This is a genomic window from Pseudomonas sp. E315, assembly GCF_055406205.1.
Genome location: NZ_JBUZPJ010000009.1, coordinates 15,509 through 37,202 on the forward strand (window position 1 = coordinate 15,509; position 21,694 = coordinate 37,202).

Sequence of the window (21,694 nt, forward strand, 5' to 3'; positions counted from 1 at the left end):
CTGACACCTCGGTTTCACCTGAAACCCTACCGATGCCTTCGCGAGCATGCGCGCTCCCACAGGGGTTTGTTATCAGCTGTCCAACGCCTTGTACTTTTCGCGCAGGTGGTTACGTATCCACACCGCCGACAAGTTAAGCGTCGCGATCACCAGCACCAGCAGCAGCGCCGTGGCGTACACCAGTGGCCGGGCCGCCTCAACGTTCGGGCTTTGGAAGCCAACGTCATAAATATGGAAGCCCAAGTGCATGATCTTTTGATCAAGGTGCAAGTACGGGTAGTTGCCGTCCAGCGGCAGCGACGGTGCCAGTTTGACCACACCCACCAGCATCAGCGGCGCTACTTCACCTGCGGCACGGGCCACAGCCAGAATCATGCCGGTCATCATCGCCGGGCTGGCCATTGGCAGCACGATCTTCCACAGCGTTTCAGACTTGGTGGCACCCAGCGCCAGCGAGCCTTCACGCACAGTGCGTGGAATTCGCGCCAGCCCTTCTTCCGTTGCCACAATCACCACCGGCACCGCCAGCAATGCCAGCGTCAGCGACGCCCACATCAACCCCGGCGTACCAAAGGTAGGCGCAGGCAGCGCTTCAGCGAAGAACAAACGGTCGACCGAGCCACCCAACACGTAAACAAAGAAGCCCAGACCAAACACGCCGTACACAATGGCCGGAACACCCGCCAAGTTGTTAACCGCGATGCGGATTACACGAGTCAGAGTGTTTTGCTTGGCATATTCGCGCAGGTAAACAGCCGCCAGCACACCAAACGGCGTGACAATCACGGCCATGATCAACGTCATCATCACCGTGCCAAAAATGGCCGGGAAGATCCCGCCTTCAGTGTTGGCTTCACGCGGGTCTTGGCTGAGGAACTCCCAGATATTGCTGAAATACATCCCCAGTTTCTGCCAGCTGTTCATCGCGTTCGGCTGGTAGGCCTTGACCACTTTGCCAATGCTGATTTCCAGCTCTTTGCCGTTGGCGTCACGAGCGGTGAGGCTGTCGCGATTGAACTGCGCGTGTAAATCACCCAGACGGTCTTCAATGGCTTTGTAACGTGCATTCAACTCAGCGCGTTCGGTTTCCATGTCCGCTTGAGCTTGCGGGGTCAACTTGCCGTCCAGTTCCAGCTTGCGACCGTGCAGACGGATACGCTCCAGGCCATAGTTGATCGCGCCAATGTCTTTCTTTTCCAACTGGCTAAGTTGCGACGCCAATTCGTTAACACGTTTGACCCGGGCTTGCAGTTCTGGCCATGCAGCCGCACCTTCAGCGACCACTTTGCCGTTTTCTTTCACATTGACCAGGTAGCCGTAAAAGTTACCCCACTCACGGCGCTCAATAGCCATCAGCTCGGGCGGCGTGGTTTGGTCAGTCAGCCATTCGCCAACCACCCACGTGAAGTCGTTGCCGTTCAGGTCGCGGTTGCCGACCTTGATCAGCTCACGCGTCATGAACTCAGGGCCTTGGTCCGGCACGGGCAAGCCCGCGCTTTTAAGGCGCTCACGCGGCACCTCTTCCTTTTGCACCACTTCACCGACCACCAGATGATTGGCATCACCGGGCACGTTGTACTGCGCGTGTATCAGATCAGCAGGCCAGAAGTGCCCCAACCCGCGCACAGCAATCACCGACAACAAACCGATGGTCATGATGACGGCGATGGAAACCGCACCACCGCTGATCCAGACGCCGGGAGCGCCGCTCTTGAACCAGCCTTTGAGGGAGTTCTGTTTCACAGACTTCTACCTTCCTTAAAGCGACGAATATTTCTTGCGCAGACGCTGACGGATCAGCTCGGCGAGGGTGTTCATGATGAAGGTGAACAACAGCAGCACCAGCGCCGAGAGGAACAGCACGCGGTAATGACTGCCGCCTACCTCCGACTCCGGCATCTCTACCGCTACGTTCGCCGCCAATGTGCGCAAGCCTTCGAACAGGTTCATTTCCATGACCGGCGTGTTACCCGTGGCCATCAACACGATCATGGTCTCGCCGACAGCGCGGCCCATGCCGATCATCAGCGCCGAAAAAATACCCGGGCTGGCGGTCAGGATCACAACTCGCGTCATGGTTTGCCACGGCGTAGCACCCAGCGCCAGCGAACCCAGCGTCAGGCCGCGTGGCACGCTGAACACGGCGTCTTCAGCAATCGAGTAGATGTTCGGGATTACCGCAAAGCCCATCGCCAACCCGACCACCAAAGCGTTGCGCTGGTCGTAGGTGATGCCTAGGTCATGGGAGATCCACAAGCGCATATCGCCGCCGAAGAACCAGGCTTCCATGAATGGGCTCATGTACAGCGACAACCAGCCCACAAACAGCAGCACTGGAATCAGAATCACGCTTTCCCAGCCATCCGGCACTCGCAGTCGGATCGACTCAGGCAAACGGCTCCAAGTGAAGCCCGCCACCAAAATACCAATCGGCATCAGCATCAACAGGCTGAAAATGCCCGGCAGGTGCCCTTCAACGTACGGCGCAAGGAACAAGCCCGCAAAGAAGCCAAGGATCACCGTTGGCATGGCCTCCATCAGCTCGATCACCGGCTTGACCTTGCGGCGCAGGCTCGGGGCCATGAAGTAGGCGGTGTAAATCGCAGCAGCAACGGCCAGCGGTGCCGCCAACAGCATGGCGTAGAACGCGGCCTTCAACGTACCGAAGGTCAACGGCGCGAGGCTCATTTTCGGTTCAAAGTCAGTGTTGGCGGCGGTCGATTGCCAAACGTATTTAGGCTCGTCGTAGTTCTCGTACCAGACCTTGCTCCACAGCGCGCTCCAAGAAATTTCCGGATGCGGGTTTTTCAAGGTCAGTGGCAGCAGCTTGCCGCCTTCTTCGACGATGACGCGGTTGGCACGGGGCGACAGCGCCATGATGCCGGGGCCTTCGGCTACTTTTTCAACCAACAGGGTGCGGTGCGCCGTGCTGTGGAACACGCCAATTTCGCCCGCAGCGTCTAGTGCGAGGAAACCCTTACGACGCTGTTCAGCGGTGATTTCTACAATCGGCGAAGAGCCCATCTTAAAGCTGCGGATATGCTTGAAGCGCTGCTCGCCATCTGGGTCGCGCGCCATAAACCACTGGCTCAGACCACCGTTGGAGTCACCGAAGATCAGTGAAATCCCCCCTACCAACTGCGTACTGGCCGTGATCTCGGTCGTTGCATCGTCAGCCAGCTTGTAACGCCCATTGAGGCTCTTTTCGCGCAGGCTGAACACATCGGCCTGCGCCCGACCATTAATCACATACAACCACTGCTGACGCGGGTCGATGTACAGCGCTTTAACCTTCTCGGTCATTTGCGGCAGGTCGATACGGGTTTCAGAGTTCGTGACCTCGCCCGTCATCATGTTTTCTTCGCTGGTCAACGACAGCACGCTCAACTGCGCACCGGTCGAACCCGCCAACACCAACGTCGAATCGTTCACGCTCAGGTTCACGTGTTCCAGCGGTCGGCCTTGCGGGTCGAGCACGATTGGCGCTTCGCCATACGGGTATTCAACCGCAGGCGAGATGGTTTTTTTGCCTTCCGGGTAGCTGACCCGGTACGTGTGACGGAACACCAGCGCCTGACCGTTGGACAAGCCCAGCGCAACCACCGGGTTACCCGGCTGGTCTTCACCAATCGACGTTACTTGCGTACCAGCAGGCAGCGGCAAGTTAACCCGCGACAGCTCATCGCCATTCTTGGCATTGAAAAACAGCACCATGCCCTTGTCTGACACGCGCATACCAACCTGATTTTGCTCCTCAACGGAGAGCATCAACGGCTTGCCAGCGTCCTGCATCCATACCGGGGTGAGTGCCTGCTTGGCATTGAGGTCTGCCCCCTGAAACAGCGGGAACACCACATAGCCAAGGAAGAAGAAAATCAAAGTGATCGCGCCGAGCACGGCAAGACCGCCGATAAACACATACCAGCGGGTCAGGTGATCTTTAAGCGCGCGAATGCGGCGCTTGCGTTGCAGTTCGGGCGTATTGAAATCAATGCGCTTGGGAGCGGATGTCGTAGTCATTGGGGAATTGGCCAGATCATTCATGCGCACACCCTAGCGGTCCTGTATGACAAAAAGATGACAAAGCAGTGACGCAGAAAATCCGCCGCCTAACGGTGCTGGCAGCGGAGTGGAAAATTGAGTTGGGACTGGGCTCAGAGCCTGTGGTCGCTGCCGCAGACTGCGATCGACTTAATGCGCCGCTACGACGCATCCGGTGGTGCCTTATCGCAGCCTGCGGCAGCGACTACAACATGCTTGTAGCCGTTCCCGAGCGGGTTTATGCGCCTTCTTTCAAGCCCAGATCAGTCAACGCTTTAGCAGCCACTTTGGCTGGCAGCGGGATGTAGCCATCTTTGACGACCACTTCCTGACCTTGCTTGGACAACACCAACTTGATGAACTCAGCTTCCAGCGGGTTCAGCGGCTTGTTAGGCGCCTTGTTCACGTACACGTAAAGGAAACGCGACAGCGGGTATTTGCCGTTCAGTGCGTTTTCTTCGGTGTCTTCGATGAACTCAGTGCTGCCCTTTTTAGCCAAAGGCACGGTTTTCACGCTAGCGGTTTTGTAACCGATGCCCGAGTAGCCGATGCCATTCAGCGAGCTGCTGATGGACTGCACAACCGAAGCCGAGCCTGGCTGTTCGTTCACGTTTGGCTTGAAGTCGCCTTTGCACAGGGCTTCTTCTTTGAAGTAGCCATAAGTGCCCGACACAGAGTTACGACCAAACAGCTGAACCGGCTTGTTAGCCAGATCGCCCGTCACACCCAGATCACCCCAGGTTTTGATGTCTGACTTGCCGCCACACAGACGCGTGGAGGAGAAGACAGCGTCTACTTGCTCCATAGTCATGTGCTTGATCGGGTTGTCTTTATGTACGAATACAGCCAAGGCATCCACAGCAACCGGAATAGCGGTTGGCTTGTAGCCGTACTTCTGCTCGAAAGCAGCCAGCTCGTTGTCTTTCATCTTGCGGCTCATCGGGCCCAGGTTAGCGGTGCCTTCAGTAATCGCAGGTGGCGCGGTCGAAGAACCGGCGGCCTGAATCTGGATGTTTACGTTTGGATATTCTTTTTTGTAAGCCTCAGCCCACAACGTCATCAGGTTCGCCAAGGTATCGGAACCAACGCTGGACAGGTTGCCCGACACACCAGTGGTCTTAACGTAGGGCTGAATAGCCGGGTCAACACCTGCGGCAACCGCATTAGCAGTTGCAACGCCTGCGGCGACAAAAGTCAGGGCCGCCATCACACGCTTCAGTTTCATGCCTTACTCCTAGCAAACGGGGTTAGATGAATCGGGGGCCAGTATCTGCAGGCCATGTGACCACTCTATGAACCGATTGTGACAATTGGATGAATGGCCAGCATTCAGGAAAAAATGCTGGCCATTCAAGTCAGGCAATCACTGTGCGTTACAACTAAGCAAGCTGGATCAGCGGCCCTTTTTCCACAGATAAGCACCCACCAACAACCCCATCGTGCAAATGATTGCCACGTAATACGCCGGCCCCATTGGGCTTTCCTTGAGCAGCAAGGTCACGGCCATTGGAGTCAGGCCTCCGAAAATTGCGTAAGCCAAGTTGTATGAAAACGACAAACCACTGAAACGGATGACAGGCGGAAACGCTTTAACCATCACATACGGCACAGCGCCGATGGTGCCCACAAACAATCCGCTCAAGGCGTACAACGGGAACAGCCAATCTGGGTGTTGCAGCAGGCTGTGGTAGAAGGTCCACGAGGTGATCAGCAGCGCCAGGCAACCAAACACAAACACTCTGCCCGCACCAAAACGATCAGCCAGTGCGCCCGACGCGATGCAGCCCAAGCTTAAAAAGACGATTGCCACGCTGTTGGCTTGCAACGAAGTTGTTGCTGAAAAGCCGTACACGGTTTGCAGAACAGTCGGCGTCATCAAAATAACGACAATGATCCCGGCAGACAGTAACCAGGTCAGCAGCATCGAAATCACAATCGCCCCACGATGCTCACGCAAAACGGTTTTGAGCGGCACTTCTGCGGCCAGCGCCTTGCGCAATTGCAGCTCGGCAAACACCGGGGTTTCGTGCAACCAGCGACGCAGGTACACCGAGAACAGACCAAATACGCCGCCCAGCAAGAAAGGAATACGCCAGGCGTAATCAGACACTTCTACCGGCGTATAAAGGGTGTTGATCGCCGTTGCGACCAACGAGCCCAACAAAATACCGGCTGTCAGCCCGCAGGTCAGGGTGCCGCAGGCGTAGCCCACATGACGTGGCGGCACGTGTTCAGACACAAATACCCAAGCCCCCGGCACTTCACCACCGATAGCAGCCCCTTGGATGACTCGCATCAGCAGCAACAGAATCGGCGCCCACATGCCGATCTGCGCATAGGTCGGCAGCAAACCCATGATCAGGGTTGGCACAGCCATCATGAAGATGCTCAAGGTGAACATTTTTTTGCGCCCCAGCAGATCGCCGAAGTGCGCCATGACAATGCCGCCCAAGGGGCGCGCCAGATAGCCAGCAGCAAAAATGCCGAAGGTTTGCATCAAGCGCAACCATTCCGGCATGTCCGCCGGGAAAAACAGCTTCCCAACCACCGTGGCGAAGAACACAAAAATAATGAAATCGTAAAATTCCAGCGCGCCGCCTAAAGCAGACAGCGACAAGGTTTTGAAGTCATTGCGGGTTAACGGACGCGAAGGCGGAGCGACGCTCGAAGGCTCGGTGCTCATGGGATATTGGCTTCTCTTATTAGGCTCGGCAAAACTGCGACAACGCCGGCAGGGGCTTGGCAGGTTTCGAAGATAACAAATTGTTTGCAAAAGCACAGAGCTAGACACGCGGCTTATGTAAAAAGCGGAATCAGGTGGTCGTCGACCGGGCTATCGCCCGATATACTCGCTCACCTTAAGAAACAACTTTTAGCGGCTGAGGTTGCTGTGCGAAAACGCCCGCTGGCAGTCACCAGCCGATTTCGCAGAGTTTCCCTTGGCGCGGCTTCTGAAGAACGTGACGAACGTAGTATGTTCGGGCTGAATCGTTTTTCTAAAGACGCTTATTCACCCGCAGTACACATGATGAATCACGGGTCAGAGGCCCTTCGGCATGCTAGAGCTCGAACAAGAAGATCCAATCCCACAAGGCGATCTGGCCTTACAAATCACTGCCCTGCCCCGCGAAACCAATGGTTTCGGCGATATTTTTGGTGGCTGGCTGGTTTCGCAAATGGACCTCGCTGGCACAGCGATGGCCAGCAAAGTCGCGGGCGGGCGTGTCGCCACCGTTGCGATTGATCGCATGGCGTTTCTGGTGCCTGTCGCTGTCGGGGCACAACTGTCGTTTTATACCCAAGCACTGGAAATTGGCCGCAGCTCAATTCAGATGATGGTTGAAGTGTGGAGCGACGATCCGCTGTCCAGCGAATGGCGAAAAGTGACTGAAGCCGTATTCGTGTTTGTTGCCATTGATGGCAGTGGCCGCACGCGCTCGGTTCCGCCACGCCGTTAAACCTCACGGCGCTTTGCCTGTCTACTGCTGCCCTTGCCCCTGAAAAAGAGCCTGCCATGCCCACTCAAAAGTCACTCCCAAGCACGTCACTCACATTGGGCGAACTCGATTGCTGGCATTTCATTCATGGCAAAGCGCAACTGTTGATTGCCAAGCAAGGCGCGCAGGTGCTCAGTTACCAAGTTGGTGACGAAAAGCCTGTTATCTGGCTTAACGAAAAAGCGCAGTACACACACGGCAAAGGCATCCGCGCTGGCGTACCAATTTGCTGGCCATGGTTTGGCAGTTTGGCCTGCAACCCGCAAAACGTGCAGGACATGCGCGTCAGCGATGAACCCGCCTCAGCCCACGGCCTAGTACGCACCCGCGAGTGGGAACTGCTGGATTACGATGATGCCGGCGAGGCCCTACACATCGAACTAGGCTTACCCCACATCGAAGGCGGTCTGCCCGGCTGGCCCCACGACGTGGCGCTCACCTTAAGCATTCGCCTCGACACGCAGTTGCACCTGAACCTCACCAGCCACAACCGCAGCAATACTGCCGTCAGCATCAGCCAGGCGCTGCACAGCTATTTTGCAGTCAGCGATGTGCGCAATGTTCACGTCGAAGGGCTGGACGGGTTGACCTACATCGAAACGCTAGACGACTGGAAACACGTCCAGCAAGCCGGCGACTTGACCTTTACGGGCGAGACTGACCGTATCTATCTCAACACCCCGCAACAGTTGAGCATCGTTGATCCGGGCTGGTCGCGCAGCATCAAACTGACCAGCCGTGGCTCGCGCACAGCCGTGATCTGGAACCCGTGGATCGACAAGACCGCCAGCTTTAATGACATGGCGCCAGACGGCTGGCAACGCATGCTGTGCATTGAAACCGCGAATGTGATGGATGACGTGATCACGCTGGAACCCGGCGCCAGCCACACGCTGGGCGTGAGTATTGCCTGACACAGCTGTGGGAGCTGTCGCAAAGGCTGCGATCTTTTGACCTTCATTCACATGATCGCAGCCCGCAGTAACGCCTTCAGAAAAGCGCCTTACAAGTCTGCCTCTTCAACGACGCGCACTTTCGCCGCCTCCAACGCATAGGCTGCATCGGCCAGATCATTGCTCACGGCCTCCACTTTGAGCGTGCCCGTCACCCATAACGGCGTGTAGATGTCGTCCAGCTTCAAACCTTTGGGATAGCGCACCAGCACTAACTGATTGGGTGGCGGTGGTGGCACGTGGATGCACGCGCCCGGATAAGGCACGAGGAAAAACAGCGTACTGCGCCCCTTCGCATCAGCTTCCAATGGCACCGGATAGCCGCCCAAACGGATCTGTTTGCCGTTCAGGCTGCTCACCGTTTTGCTGGAGTACATCACCGCCGGCAGGCCTTTGCTTTGTTTCAAGCCGCCCTTGTCCGTAAACGTCCCCTGAGCTTCAGGCGAGTCATGGTCAATTTCCGGCATTTGTTCGAGGGCACGTTGATCCGATTTTGGCATCAGGTCGAGCCAATCGGTTTCCGGCAGATCTGCCGCGTGTACCAGGCTTGAGCCCAGCAGGAGAAAAGTCATTACAAGACGGCGCATGGCGAGCTCAATAAAAGAGGGCTTTGAATAACGCCGCGCATTCTAGCCCTCTGTGCGGCTGGCGCAGAGAGGGCCAAACACTCAATCAGCTTTTTTTCGACACCAAGCCGTAGATGACCAGCAGAATCACCGCGCCGACAACCGCACCAATAAAGCCTGCACCTTCGCCTGCCTTGTAGATGCCCAGCGCTTGACCGCCATAGGTAGCAGCCAGCGAACCGCCGATGCCCAGCAGGATGGTCATGATCCAGCCCATGCTGTCGTCACCCGGTTTCAGGAAACGAGCCAGTAGGCCAACGATCAAGCCGATAAAAATGGTTCCGATGATGCCCATGGGCGCTTCCTCTCTGTAAATGGCGTTAACCAAAGCCTAGTCAGCACTTTGGCATCACGCCATAAGAGAGTGGCAGCAACCCAATGGTTCCCGCCGATTACCGATTTACGCTTCGTCGATAAGTGCTTCAACACGCAAAATTTGCGCTTGCAGCGTCGCCATGTCAGCGCAGCGCAGGTTGGCATGACCCACCTTGCGACCGACCTTGAAGGCCTTGCCGTAGTGATGCAAATGGCAGTCTGCAATCGCAACCACCTTCTCTACCGGCGGAACGGTGCCAATAAAGTTAAGCATGGCACTTTCACCCACCTTGGCAGTTGAACCCAGTGGCAAGCCCGCAATGGCCCGCAAGTGGTTTTCAAACTGGCTGCACTCGGCGCCTTCGGTCGTCCAGTGCCCGGAGTTGTGCACTCGCGGGGCAATTTCGTTGGCCTTAAGACCACCGTCGACTTCAAAGAACTCGAACGCCATCACGCCAACGTAATCAAGATGCTTGAGCACGCGGCTGGAGTAGTCTTCAGCCAGCGCCTGCAACGGGTGATCCGTGCTGGCAACCGACAGCTTGAGAATGCCGCTGTCGTGGGTGTTATGGACCAATGGGTAGAACTGCGTCTCGCCATCACGACCGCGCACGGCGATCAACGAGACTTCGCCAGTGAAAGGCACAAAACCTTCCAACAGACACGCCACGCTGCCCAACTCGGCAAACGTACCTTCTACATCCGCCGGGCTGCGCAGCACCTTCTGGCCCTTGCCGTCATAACCCAAGGTGCGGGTTTTGAGCACAGCAGGCAGACCGATACTGGCCACTGCTGCGTCCAGATCTGCTTGAGACTGGATGTCAGCAAACGCAGGCGTTGGAATGCTCAGGTCCTTGAACATACTTTTTTCGAACCAGCGGTCACGAGCGATACGCAGTGCATCCGCGCTCGGATAAACCGGGACAAATTGCGACAGAAACGCAACGGTTTCAGCCGGTACGCTTTCAAACTCAAAGGTCACCAGATCGACTTCATCTGCCAACTGGCGCAAGTGATCCTGATCGCCATAGTCAGCACGGATGTGTTCGCCCAAAGCCGCTGCGCAAGCGTCGGGAGCCGGATCAAGAAAAGCGAAGTTCATGCCCAGCGGAGTGCCCGCCAAGGCCAGCATGCGACCCAACTGGCCACCACCGATTACACCGATTTTCATCGTCAAAAACCTCAGGCTTCGCGCGGATCTGGATTATCCAGCACGCTGTCAGTCTGCTCAGCACGAAATGCTTTCAAAACGGTATGAAACTGAGGGTGCTTGGCGCCCAGGATACTCGCGGACAACAAGGCCGCGTTAATAGCGCCTGCTTTGCCAATAGCCAAGGTTGCAACAGGGATACCCGCTGGCATCTGCACAATAGAGAGCAGCGAATCAACACCCGACAGCATCGCCGACTGAACCGGCACGCCTAGCACAGGCAAATGGGTTTTAGCCGCACACATGCCAGGCAAGTGAGCAGCGCCACCTGCACCTGCAATGATGACCTCGATCCCGCGGCCTTCGGCCTCTTCGGCATACTGGAACAGCAAATCCGGAGTGCGGTGGGCAGAAACCACTTTCACTTCGTAAGGAATGCCGAGTTTTTCCAGCATATCGGCGGTGTGGCTGAGGGTGGACCAATCGGACTTGGAGCCCATGATCACGCCTACCAGTGCACTCATCGTCGCGCCTCTTCTCTTGGGCGCCCGCAGGCGCGTCAAAAACAACAAGCCACGTGGGGAAACCGACGTGGCTTGTTATAGGAATTAAGGCCGGTCAAGCCAGCCGAAGGCCGCGCAGTATACCCCAAAGAACTGTGTTGAAAGCACCTTTGACGACCATCTGTCTGTGGCCCTAATGTTTGCGTAAACACCCAATTTTACTGACCTGAAAGTCAAGCGGCAGCACGCTATAAAAGCGCTCTACAGAACCTCTCCCGGCAAAACGGAAACAGACCACAAAACAAAGTGAATAAAACATCATCCATCATGGCTTATTACACCTTCGTGGTAATAATTTTATGTCTAACATAAAAATATATAACTAAAAGGACATCCACAATTAGTTGCTCCTTAAAACATTAATCCCCACTAAAAAGGTGCTCACATGCAACCCATAAACTTATACATTTTCATCCATGATGACCTTTCCAGCGTACCCACCCATTTACTCGGGCGTTTGTACTTCAAAAATTTCACCGAAGAAATCACACGCTTAACGGGTCGAGAATTCATCTTTCACGTACTAAAAAACATGCCCGGCATCACCGACTTAAAATACGAGGGGAGAGATTCAAAATGGGCGATAGATCGCTGGAAGATAGCGGCATTTGAGTACAAGAATAAACATAACCTAGCATGGGATAAAACAAATCGTTACATTTTGGTTACTGAAAAACCAATAAATGATCAAGTGCTCGGTATTTCTTATGAAGGGCAGCCGCCACTTATCGCCAGCGTTAAACACTACCAAGTCATCGCCCACGAGATCGGTCATAGCTTTGCTGCTACCCATGAAGATGCGGAGTTAAGCACGAATGAAATGGGCTATCGATGTGAAACCTATCTTTACCCCGAGGTTAACCTTCTTCAAGCCAATTGTTATCGCTACTCCTTAAAAAACCGAGCACGGATTAAAGCTTTTCTAAGCGATGCGCCCTAAACCATTGAGCCGACACCACCCTAAACTATTGACCTAACTTCACTGCTTTAAACACCCAAGATGATTTTGCCACTGCAAGGATTGCAGAGCAGCGCGTGACTTATTTCTGCACGCCAATAAAGCATAAGAACAAGGAGTTCACCATGCGCCCTATTAATCTTTATATTTTCATCCACGACGACATTTCAAGCAGCACTGCCTGCACCTTACTGCGCGACTATTTCGCGCTATTCACAAAAGAGATTACGAGTTTTACTGGCCGAACATTTATTTTTAATAAAATACGGCATGTTCCAGGTATTACTGATTTCAAGTACACCTCCAAACACGAGGATGGCGACATAGCTGCATTGAGCCGCTGGGCAGAAATCGCACAGCAGTTTCAAGTCAGCCATAACCTGCTCTGGGGTAAAACAGAGCGTTATATTCTCGTCACTAAAGATTCGTTAACAGACACCGGGTTGGGTATTGCGTATCTCAAAGAACCGCCACTTATTGCGTGCATCAAATACCCCCAAGTCATTGCTCACGAGGTCGGTCATAGCTTCAACGGCACTCATGAACATGCCATGTTGAGCGTGGACACATCAGGGGCCGTTTGTGAGTCGTTTATATACGCAAAGAATTCCAACACCCGTGCCAAATGTTTTCGTTACACACAAGCAAATCGAGATCGGATCGCCGCTTTTCTGAGCGATGCGCCTTAACTCAACCCCGTGCTCTGTATTCGACAGAGCACGGGCTGCGTGCGGCTGAGCCTTATTCGGGCTGAGCCGCACTTTCCAATTTGCGCCACAGCAGCCGAACGTTGGCCTTGCGCACCAAGGCGCAACGGTACAAGCGAATCTCCAACGGCACGTGCCATTGCGGGCCACCGCACACAACCAGTTCGCCACGCGCAAGCTCGGCACGCACGCTTAAATGGGGCACCCACGCAATGCCCAACCCTTCAAGCGCCATGCTCTTTAGGCTGTCTGCCATTGCGGTTTCATAAATAGTGGTGAAACGCAGGCTACGTTGGCGCAGCAACAAATTCACTGACCGCCCCAAAAAAGCACCCGCGCTATAGGCCAGCAGCGGCACGCTTGCATCGCCTTCCAGATCAAACAGTGGGTTGCCTTGCGCATCGGCAGCGCACACCGGGAGCATCTCGGTATTGCCCAAGTGCAAGGACGGGAAAATCTCCGGGTCCATCTGCAACGCCGCGTCAGGGTCGTAGAAGGCCAGCATTAAATCGCAGCCCCCTTCGCGCAAAGCATGCACCGCGTCTCCGACGTTAGTCGCAACCAGTCGTGTGGCGATGTTCAGGCCTTCGTTACGTAATTGAGCAATCCATCGCGGGAAAAACCCCAAGGCCAACGAGTGCGCAGCCGCCACTTGCATGACCTCACCCTGACCACCTTCAAGGTGATGAAGATGGCGCAACACCTCGCCCAGTTGCTCGACCACCGTGCGTGCCGTTACTAAAAAGAGCTGACCGGCCGCAGTCAACTCCACCGGGGTGCGGGAACGATTCACCAAGGTCAAGCCCAGAGCCGCTTCAAGGCTGCGAATACGTCGACTGAAAGCAGGCTGAGTCACGAAACGACGCTCTGCTGCCTGTGAAAAACTACGAGTCGCGGCCAGAGCACTGAAGTCCTCTAACCATTTACTTTCGAGATTCATCGAGTCCTCCCGGACGCGCACCAAATTGGGTCACACGCTCGACGCGGCCGTCGCGTCACGTCGGCATTATGCCGTTTCTGCATAGGATAGTGTTTAAAGGCATTGGCCCAAAATTGTACGCAGGCCTAGGATTCGCAGCGTTCCGGCTCAGACCGGGTCCTTATCGAGATGATTTCTATCATGTCCTCCGCTGCATCTTTCCGTACCGAAAAAGACCTGCTTGGCGTACTCGAAGTACCCGCTCAAGCGTATTACGGCATCCAGACCCTGCGAGCGGTGCATAACTTCCGTCTCTCCGGCGTCCCGATTTCGCACTACCCGAAGCTGGTTGTGGGCCTGGCAATGGTTAAACAAGCCGCTGCTGATGCCAACCGCGAGCTGGGTCACTTAAGCGACGCCAAGCACGCTGCCATCAGCGAAGCCTGTGCACGTTTGATCCGCGGCGATTTCCACGAAGAGTTTGTGGTGGACATGATTCAAGGCGGCGCTGGCACTTCAACCAACATGAACGCCAACGAAGTCATCGCCAACATCGCGCTGGAGGCTATGGGCCACCAGAAGGGCGAATACCAATACCTGCACCCGAACAACGACGTCAACATGGCGCAGTCGACTAACGACGCGTACCCGACTGCGATCCGCCTGGGTCTGCTGTTGGGCCACGACGCCATGCTCGCCAGCCTCGATAGCCTTATTCAGGCATTCGCGGCGAAAGGTCAAGAGTTCAGCCACGTCCTGAAAATGGGCCGCACCCAGTTGCAAGACGCCGTGCCGATGACCTTGGGTCAAGAGTTCCGCGCCTTCGCCACAACTTTGGGTGAAGACCTGGCCCGCCTCAAAACACTGGCGCCAGAACTGCTGACCGAAGTGAACCTGGGCGGTACTGCCATTGGTACTGGCATCAACGCTGACCCGCGCTACCAGAACCTGGCCGTGACACGTCTGGCGACCATCAGCGGTCACCCGCTGGTTCCGGCTGCCGACTTGATCGAAGCCACCTCGGACATGGGCGCTTTCGTTCTGTTCTCAGGCATGCTCAAGCGTACTGCGGTCAAACTGTCGAAGATTTGCAATGACCTGCGCCTGCTGTCCAGCGGCCCACGTACCGGCATCAACGAGATCAACCTGCCAGCGCGTCAGCCAGGCAGCTCGATCATGCCCGGCAAGGTCAACCCGGTTATCCCGGAAGCCGTTAACCAAGTTGCGTTCCAGATCATTGGTAACGACTTGGCGCTGACCATCGCAGCCGAAGGCGGCCAACTGCAACTGAACGTGATGGAGCCGCTGATCGCCTTCAAGATCTTCGACTCGATCCGCCTGCTGCAACGCGCTATGGACATGCTGCGCGAGCACTGCATCGTCGGCATCACTGCCAACGAAGCGCGCTGCCGCGAACTGGTCGAGCATTCGATCGGTCTGGTCACTGCACTGAACCCGTACATCGGCTATGAAAACGCCACCCGTATCGCCCGTATCGCCCTCGAAAGCGGCCGCGGCGTACTGGAACTGGTTCGCGAAGAAGGCTTGCTCGACGACGCTATGCTCGACGACATCCTGCGGCCAGAAAACATGATTGCTCCGCGCTTGGTGCCTTTGAAGGCCTAACGCAGTAACACGCTCAACGCTCACCAGGTCGAGGGACTAGACACCTCTCACCTTTTGAGGGCTCGCAGATTCATTTGCGGGCCCTTTTTTTTGCTTACGATTTGAGTTTCGCTGGCGCTACCAAAGAAGCCCCACCCTCTAGACGAGGGCAAACACGACAGAATAAGAGGCCTTTTCAGACGACTCACACATGAAAATTCAATCACTTATGGAGACGCTTCCTACTCTCCTAGGTATAGTGCCCGCCCTCTTGCCATGCGTCGGCCTTGTAACAGCGGCCATCAGCAGTGCGCAAACAGCATCGTAAACCAAGCAGCAATATGGCCACGATCGCCTTCATCGCCTACGTTAGCCCTGTTCAAACGGGCGTAGCGCGACCGTTCGATCCGGCCGTCTTGCCATCAGAAGATAAGAACAGCGAGGAATAATCCATGCTTGAAGTCATCAATGACTTCCTCTCAGGGAAAGTGCTAATCGTGCTCATGGTTGGGCTCGGTGGCTACTTCACGATCCGCTCGCGTTTCGTTCAGTTTCGTTACTTCCTGCACATGTTTTCGGTTTTCAAAGACAGCCTGCGCAGCAGCGCCGGTGAGTTGAGCTCGTTTCAGGCATTGATGCTGAGCCTGGCAGGCCGTGTGGGTGCAGGCAACATTGCCGGCGTCGGCATTGCTGTCACCCTTGGCGGCCCCGGTGCCGTGTTCTGGATGTGGGTAACCGCGCTGGTCGGCATGTCCAGCAGCCTGATCGAGTGCTCACTGGGCCAGTTGTACAAGCGCCGTGACTCTGAAGGCCAACTGCGCGGCGGTCCGTCCTTCTATATGAAGCACGGCCTGGGCAAAGTCTGGATGGGCAAGTTGATGGCCGTCCTGCTGCTGATTACCTTTGGGTTTGCCTTTATGGGGCTGCAAGCCCATGCCGTGACTCATTCGCTGCAAGATGCCTTCGGCTTCGAGGTCAGTTACTCGGGCTTGGCCATCGCCATTCTGCTGGGGCTGGTGTTTATCGGCGGTATTAAACGGATCGCTTCGGTGGCCGATTTGTTGGTCCCGGTCAAAACATTGGCCTACATCGGTGTGACGCTGTACGTGATCGTGCTGCAATTTGATCAAGTGCCCGCCATGCTGGGGCACATCGTTAAAAGTGCATTCGGTCTCGACCCGGTGTTTGGCGGCCTGATTGGCAGCGCGATTGTGATGGGTGTTAAACGCGGCGTATTTGCCAACGAAGCCGGCTTGGGTAGCGCGCCGAACGTAGCGGCCGTGGCCGATGTTGACCACCCGATTGCTCAAGGTGTGGTTCAAGCATTCAGCGTGTTCCTCGACACTTTTGTGATCTGCACCTGCACCGCTCTGCTGATTTTGCTGTCGGGCTTCTACACGCCTGGCTTTGAAGGCGATGGTATTGCCCTGACCCAAAACTCGCTGGCTGCTGTTGTGGGCGAATGGGGTCGCGTGTTTATCAGCGTGGCACTGGCGTTGTTCGTCTTCACCTCGATGCTCTACAACTACTATCTGGGTGAGAACAACCTGCGCTTTTTGGTAGGCGAGAGCCGCAAAGCGTTGATTGGTTATCGTGTGTTGGTGCTGGTGTTGATTTTTTGGGGTTCAATTGAAAACCTGCAAACTGTCTTCGCGTTCGCCGACATCGCCATGACCATGCTGGCGTTCGTTAACCTGATTGCTTTGGCCATGCTGTTTAAAGTCTGCATGCGCGTGCTCAAAGATTACGACGACCAACGTAACGCCGGGATCAAGACACCCGTGTTCGATTCCAGTAAATTCTCGGACCTGGATCTGGATCTGAAGGCTTGGCCGCCCATAACAGCCACCAAGACCGAAGAAACAAAACGCTGACACTCACGCAGCGGTTCTGACCAGAACCGCTGCGTTTTTGCTTATGGGGACTGATCAATGATTGCAGCCAATCTACCCGGCGCTCAACGCGTCATGGTGCTCTATACCGGCGGCACTATCGGCATGCAGGCCAGTGCAGACGGCCTGGTGCCTGCCTCAGGCTTTGAAGTACGCATGAGCGACTACCTCGCCAGCCAACCACAATTGCAAGTGCCGCAATGGCGTTTGCGCGAGATGAGCCCGCTGATCGACAGTGCCAACATGAGCCCCGCCTACTGGCTACGTCTGCGCACGGCAATTATCGAAGCCATCGAACAGGATGGCTGCGACGCTGTACTGGTTCTGCACGGCACCGACACGCTGGCCTACAGCGCTGCGGCTGTTAGTTTCCAATTACTGGGCTTTCCTGCACCCGTACTGTTTACCGGCTCAATGCTGCCTGCGGGCGCGCCCGATAGCGATGCCTGGGAAAACCTAGCAGGGGCTTTGAGCGCACTGGCCCAAGGCCAACCCCACGGCGTGCAGCTGTACTTCCACGGCGAACTATTGGCCCCGACACGATGCGCCAAAGTGCGCAGTTTTGGACGCAACCCGTTTGTTGCGCTGAAGCGTCAAGGTGGCGCGCCCAAGGCAGCGCCACTGCCTCACGCACTGGCCTACCACCAAGCCAAATCCGAAGCATGCGTGGGCGTGCTTCCTTTAGTGCCTGGCATTCAGGCTGCGCAACTTGATGCGTTGCTGGCCAGCGGCATTCAGGCCTTGGTGCTGGAGTGCTATGGCAGCGGCACGGGGCCTAGCGATAACCCTGCGTTTCTGGCCAGCCTGCAACAAGCCCACGAAAACGGCATCGTGGTCGTGGCCATTACCCAGTGCCACGAAGGCGGCGTGCAACTGGATGTGTACGAGGCGGGCAGCCGCTTGCGCAAGGCGGGCGTAAGCTCTGGCGGCGGCATGACTCGCGAAGCTGTGTTCGGCAAGTTACACGCGTTGCTGGGCTCGGGCCTGCCGATCACTGAGGTGCGGCGCTTGGTCGAACTCGATATCGGCGGCGAGCTGGCTTAACTCTTCTGCACCCCTTGTAATCTCAGCCTTCACCAGCGACTACAAGCCCCGGCACACAACTTGCTCGCTTCCAGCACCCCAATGCAGGAAGCGAGCATGCTCCACTCCCATCTCACTACGCTCAACGCCGTCTCTCTGGTGCTCAGCACCTTCGAAGCCGAAGGCTTGCCCAGCGAAGCACTGTTAGCGGGCAGCGGCATACGAGCCGCGGACTTGAGCCGTGCCGATACCCGCATCACCACCAATCAAGAAATGCGTGTATGCGCCAACGCGGTGGCGTTACGTCGTGACATCGGGCTTGAGTTAGGACGCCGCATGCACGTTTCGTCATACGGCATGCTCGGCTATGCCCTACTCACCAGTGCCACCTTAGGTGACGCTTTGCGCTTGGCATTACGCTATCCGGCCTTGCTGGGAACACTTTTTGAATTAAGCCTTGAGGTAGAGGGCGGCGAGGTTTGGTTTTGTGCCAGCGGTTATCGCGAAACCCCTCAACTGGCCGTGTTCAACGCCGAGCTATGTTTGGTGTCGCTGAAAATCATATGTGAAGACTTGGTGGGCCAGACAATTCCGATGCTGGGTGCTCGTTTCGCCCACAGCAAACCCGATTACCACGCGTGTTACGAGCGAACCTTCAACTGCCCGCGTGCGTTTGATGCCCCAAACAATGCATTCGCCTTCGCCACCCACTGGCTTGACCACCCCTTGCCGCTGGCCGATGCCATCACCCATCAAGCGATGGCCGAACGTTGCCGCAAACAGAATTTGGAGTTCACCGGGCGCCAAACCTGGCTGGCACGCATCCGCCAGTTACTGGTGGCGCAACTGCATGCAGCCCCCGGCCTTGAGGGTTTGGCCGAACAAATGAACTGCTCGCCACGCACCTTGCGTCGACACTTGCATGACGCCGGATGCAGCTATCAAGGGCTGCTCGACGAGCTTCGTTTCGAGCGCGCCAAGCTGTTACTCCAAGACACGGAGTGGCCGATTTATCAGATTGCCGAAACATTGGGCTTCAGCGAAACCGCGAGTTTTCGACACGCATTTGTACGCTGGAGCGGCGTATCGCCCAGTCAATTCCGCGCCTGAAACAGCGTGGTCTTACTCCACAGGTTTTAAGTGCACCGACACAGGGCGAGCGTGCGCGGAAAAGAGGCGAATTTCGGTCAGCTTTTTTGGCCGTATTTATCCCCTTTTGGCCGCTCCTGTCGTTCTCTGAAAGATCCCGGGCCGCAAGACTGTAGGCCACCGATTAAGCCTGCGGAGAATAAGAAAAATGCTGACGATCTATTCAGACGATCACCACCTGCATCATGGACGTTGTGAGCTGATTGACGGGCAATTGATGCCCTGCTTCGAAATGCCTTCACGCGCAGACCATGTTCTACAACGGGTACAAAACCGCGCACTCGGCCCAGTACAAGCCCCACAAGATTTTGGCCTTGGTCCAATCCAGCGCGTACACAGCGCCGCCTATCTGGACTTTTTCCAAGGGGCTTGGGAGCGCTGGGCCGAGCAAGGTCATGAAGGAGACCTGCTGCCCTTCACTTGGCCAGCCCGTACCTTGCGTGCCGTTTTGCCCACCAACCTTCATGGCCAATTGGGCTATTACAGCTTCGACGGCGGCGCCCCCATTACAGCGGGCACATGGCAAGCAGCCTACAGCGCAGCACAAGTTGCCCTCACCGCTCAGGCAGAAATTCAGCGTGGCGCCCGCAGTGCATTCGCACTGTGCCGCCCGCCTGGCCATCACGCTGCCAGCGATTTGATGGGCGGTTATTGCTACCTGAACAACGCCGCAATTGCAGCGCAGGCGTTCCTCGATCAAGGCCACAGCAAAGTCGCCATCCTTGACGTGGACTATCACCACGGCAACGGCACGCAGTCGATTTTTTATGAGCGCAGCGACGTGCTATTCACTTCAATTCACGGGCATCCTCAGTTCGAGTTCCCATTCTTTTTGGGCTATGAAGATGAGCGTGGTGAAGGCCCCGGCGAAGGCTTTAACTTCAACTACCCGCTGCCTGCCGCCAGCGCATGGGATCGCTGGAGCGCCGCACTGGAGTTGGCCTGCGCTGAAATAGAACGCTACGACGCCGATGTGCTGGTCATTTCGCTGGGCGTCGACACCTTCAAAAACGATCCTATTTCCCAATTCAAACTCGACAGCCCGGACTATCTGTTAATGGGCGAACGCATCGCACGCCTGGGCAAGCCAACATTGTTCGTGATGGAAGGCGGTTACGCCGTAGAAGAAATCGGCATCAATGCCGTCAATGTGCTGGAAGGCTTTCAAAACGCCCAATGAGGGATTAGAACAATGACAACTCTTTCGCGTTTAATCGTGCCTGCACTCTGCGCCAGCGCTGTATTGAGCGGCGCCGTACACGCACAGGACCGCACGTTGCGGGTGTACAACTGGTTCGATTACATCACCCCGCAGACCTTGGTGGACTTCAAAAAAGACACCAACGTGAAGCTGATCTACGACATTTTTGACACCAACGAAGCACTGGAGGCCAAGCTACTCACCGGTAATTCCGGCTATGACGTGGTGGTGCCGTCCAACGTTTTTTTAGCCAAGCAGATCGAAGCCGGGGTTTTTCAGCCGTTGGATCGCAGCAAACTGCCTAACTGGAATCACCTCGACCCCAAGTTGATGCAACTGATCGAAGCCAACGACCCCGGCAACCAATTTGCCGTGCCTTACATGTACGGCACCATTTTGATCGGCTTCAACCCGGACAAGGTCAAAGCCGCTTTGGGTGAAAACGCGCCCGTGGACAGTTGGGACCTGATTTTCAAAGAAGATAACATCAGCAAACTTAAACAGTGCGGCGTTGCACTGCTGGACTCGCCATCCGAAATCCTGCCACTGGCATTGCAACATTTGGGCTTGCCACCTAACAGCAGCAATCCAAAGGACTACGCCAAAGCCGAAGCCTTGTTGATGAAAATTCGTCCTTATGTCACCTACTTCCACTCATCCAAATACATGGCAGACATCGCCAATGGCGATATTTGCGTGGCTGTGGGTTATTCGGGGAGTTTTTCGCAAGCCGCCAATCGAGCCAAAGAAGCCAAAAATGGCGTAACAGTGGACATGCGCTTGCCAAAAGAAGGCGCCCCGATCTGGTTCGACATGCTGGCCATCCCTAAAGGCGCGAAAGATACCGAAGACGCCTACACCTTTATCAACTACTTGCTACAGCCCAAGGTCATTGCGCCCATCAGCGATTTTGTCGGTTATCCCAACCCGAACAAAGACGCGACCGAGTTGGTCGCACCCGAGATTCGCAATAACCCCAACCTGTACCCGACCGAGGCCGCCATGAGCACGCTGTATACCCTAACGCCACTGCCGCGTGAGGCTGAGCGGGCGCGAACCCGTGCGTGGACCAAGATCAAATCAGGCACCTGACTC

19 protein-coding genes are annotated in these 21,694 nt (G+C 55.9%); 10 read left to right on the forward strand and 9 right to left on the reverse strand.

From position 1 onward, the window contains the following. Positions 1-72: 72 nt before the first annotated feature. The 4 genes from pstA to ACZRJQ_RS13910 all read right to left on the reverse strand — a co-directional run bounded on the left by pstA (position 73) and on the right by ACZRJQ_RS13910 (position 6,724). Entirely contained in the window at positions 73-1,743 is a 1,671-nt protein-coding gene (gene pstA / locus ACZRJQ_RS13895; RefSeq protein WP_463978915.1) for a phosphate ABC transporter permease PstA, read from the reverse strand. A 15-nt stretch (positions 1,744-1,758) separates the two neighbouring features. After that, positions 1,759-3,792, reverse strand: a complete 2,034-nt coding sequence (locus ACZRJQ_RS13900) for an ABC transporter permease subunit (protein WP_463979051.1) — start codon at positions 3,790-3,792, stop codon at positions 1,759-1,761. Positions 3,793-4,279: 487 nt separating this feature from the next. Next, positions 4,280-5,266 carry a phosphate ABC transporter substrate-binding protein PstS gene (locus tag ACZRJQ_RS13905; RefSeq protein ID WP_463978916.1) on the reverse strand — a complete coding sequence of 329 codons (987 nt, stop codon included), beginning with the start codon at positions 5,264-5,266 and terminating at the stop codon, positions 4,280-4,282. 168 nt (positions 5,267-5,434) lie between these two features. Beyond that, positions 5,435-6,724 carry an MFS transporter gene (locus ACZRJQ_RS13910; protein ID WP_463978917.1) on the reverse strand — a complete coding sequence of 430 codons (1,290 nt, stop codon included), beginning with the start codon at positions 6,722-6,724 and terminating at the stop codon, positions 5,435-5,437. A 373-nt stretch (positions 6,725-7,097) separates the two neighbouring features. On the opposite strand from ACZRJQ_RS13910, the gene ACZRJQ_RS13915 reads away from it, so the two are divergent. Both ACZRJQ_RS13915 and ACZRJQ_RS13920 read left to right on the forward strand, forming a co-directional pair. Beyond that, positions 7,098-7,499, forward strand: a complete 402-nt coding sequence (locus ACZRJQ_RS13915; RefSeq protein WP_003438129.1) for an acyl-CoA thioesterase — start codon at positions 7,098-7,100, stop codon at positions 7,497-7,499. A gap of 56 nt (positions 7,500-7,555) precedes the next feature. Next, on the forward strand, positions 7,556-8,452 hold the full coding sequence (locus ACZRJQ_RS13920; protein ID WP_463978918.1) for a D-hexose-6-phosphate mutarotase: 897 nt from the start codon (positions 7,556-7,558) through the stop codon (positions 8,450-8,452). An 89-nt stretch (positions 8,453-8,541) separates the two neighbouring features. Here ACZRJQ_RS13920 and ACZRJQ_RS13925 read toward each other — a convergent pair whose 3' ends face one another. From ACZRJQ_RS13925 to purE, 4 genes are all read right to left on the reverse strand, one after another. Then, positions 8,542-9,078, reverse strand: a complete 537-nt coding sequence (locus tag ACZRJQ_RS13925) for a DUF3299 domain-containing protein (RefSeq protein ID WP_463978919.1) — start codon at positions 9,076-9,078, stop codon at positions 8,542-8,544. Between the two features lie 85 nt (positions 9,079-9,163). Continuing rightward, the gene (locus ACZRJQ_RS13930) at positions 9,164-9,412 is read right to left on the reverse strand and encodes a GlsB/YeaQ/YmgE family stress response membrane protein (protein WP_047279090.1); all 249 of its coding nucleotides are present in this window, start codon (positions 9,410-9,412) and stop codon (positions 9,164-9,166) included. A 105-nt stretch (positions 9,413-9,517) separates the two neighbouring features. Then, positions 9,518-10,603, reverse strand: a complete 1,086-nt coding sequence (locus tag ACZRJQ_RS13935; protein WP_463978920.1) for a 5-(carboxyamino)imidazole ribonucleotide synthase — start codon at positions 10,601-10,603, stop codon at positions 9,518-9,520. Between the two features lie 11 nt (positions 10,604-10,614). Beyond that, positions 10,615-11,106, reverse strand: a complete 492-nt coding sequence (purE, locus tag ACZRJQ_RS13940; RefSeq protein WP_003438120.1) for a 5-(carboxyamino)imidazole ribonucleotide mutase — start codon at positions 11,104-11,106, stop codon at positions 10,615-10,617. 424 nt (positions 11,107-11,530) lie between these two features. On the opposite strand from purE, the gene ACZRJQ_RS13945 reads away from it, so the two are divergent. Together ACZRJQ_RS13945 and ACZRJQ_RS13950 are read left to right on the forward strand one after the other, a co-directional pair. Further along, the gene (locus ACZRJQ_RS13945) at positions 11,531-12,085 is read left to right on the forward strand and encodes a hypothetical protein (protein ID WP_463978921.1); all 555 of its coding nucleotides are present in this window, start codon (positions 11,531-11,533) and stop codon (positions 12,083-12,085) included. A gap of 143 nt (positions 12,086-12,228) precedes the next feature. After that, positions 12,229-12,792, forward strand: coding sequence for a hypothetical protein (locus ACZRJQ_RS13950; protein ID WP_463978922.1), 564 nt, complete (start codon positions 12,229-12,231; stop codon positions 12,790-12,792). Between the two features lie 52 nt (positions 12,793-12,844). On the opposite strand, the gene ACZRJQ_RS13955 is transcribed toward ACZRJQ_RS13950, so the two are convergent. Then, complete coding sequence (locus ACZRJQ_RS13955; protein ID WP_463978923.1) at positions 12,845-13,750, reverse strand: LysR substrate-binding domain-containing protein; 906 nt, start codon at positions 13,748-13,750, stop codon at positions 12,845-12,847. Between the two features lie 180 nt (positions 13,751-13,930). Between ACZRJQ_RS13955 and aspA the strand changes: the two genes are divergently transcribed. From aspA to ACZRJQ_RS13985, 6 genes are all read left to right on the forward strand, one after another. Beyond that, on the forward strand, positions 13,931-15,355 hold the full coding sequence (gene aspA, locus ACZRJQ_RS13960; RefSeq protein WP_463978924.1) for an aspartate ammonia-lyase: 1,425 nt from the start codon (positions 13,931-13,933) through the stop codon (positions 15,353-15,355). Positions 15,356-15,786: 431 nt separating this feature from the next. Then, a complete protein-coding gene (locus ACZRJQ_RS13965) occupies positions 15,787-17,208 on the forward strand; it encodes an alanine/glycine:cation symporter family protein (RefSeq protein WP_463978925.1) in 1,422 nt (473 codons plus the stop codon). Positions 17,209-17,265: 57 nt separating this feature from the next. Then, the gene (locus ACZRJQ_RS13970) at positions 17,266-18,270 is read left to right on the forward strand and encodes an asparaginase (RefSeq protein WP_463978926.1); all 1,005 of its coding nucleotides are present in this window, start codon (positions 17,266-17,268) and stop codon (positions 18,268-18,270) included. A 96-nt stretch (positions 18,271-18,366) separates the two neighbouring features. Then, on the forward strand, positions 18,367-19,359 hold the full coding sequence (locus tag ACZRJQ_RS13975; protein WP_463978927.1) for an AraC family transcriptional regulator: 993 nt from the start codon (positions 18,367-18,369) through the stop codon (positions 19,357-19,359). Between the two features lie 187 nt (positions 19,360-19,546). Further along, entirely contained in the window at positions 19,547-20,578 is a 1,032-nt protein-coding gene (locus ACZRJQ_RS13980; protein ID WP_463978928.1) for a histone deacetylase family protein, read from the forward strand. 12 nt (positions 20,579-20,590) lie between these two features. After that, positions 20,591-21,691 (forward strand): polyamine ABC transporter substrate-binding protein, encoded by a 1,101-nt coding sequence (locus ACZRJQ_RS13985; RefSeq protein WP_463978929.1) that lies wholly within the window; start codon positions 20,591-20,593, stop codon positions 21,689-21,691. Positions 21,692-21,694: the final 3 nt, after the last annotated feature.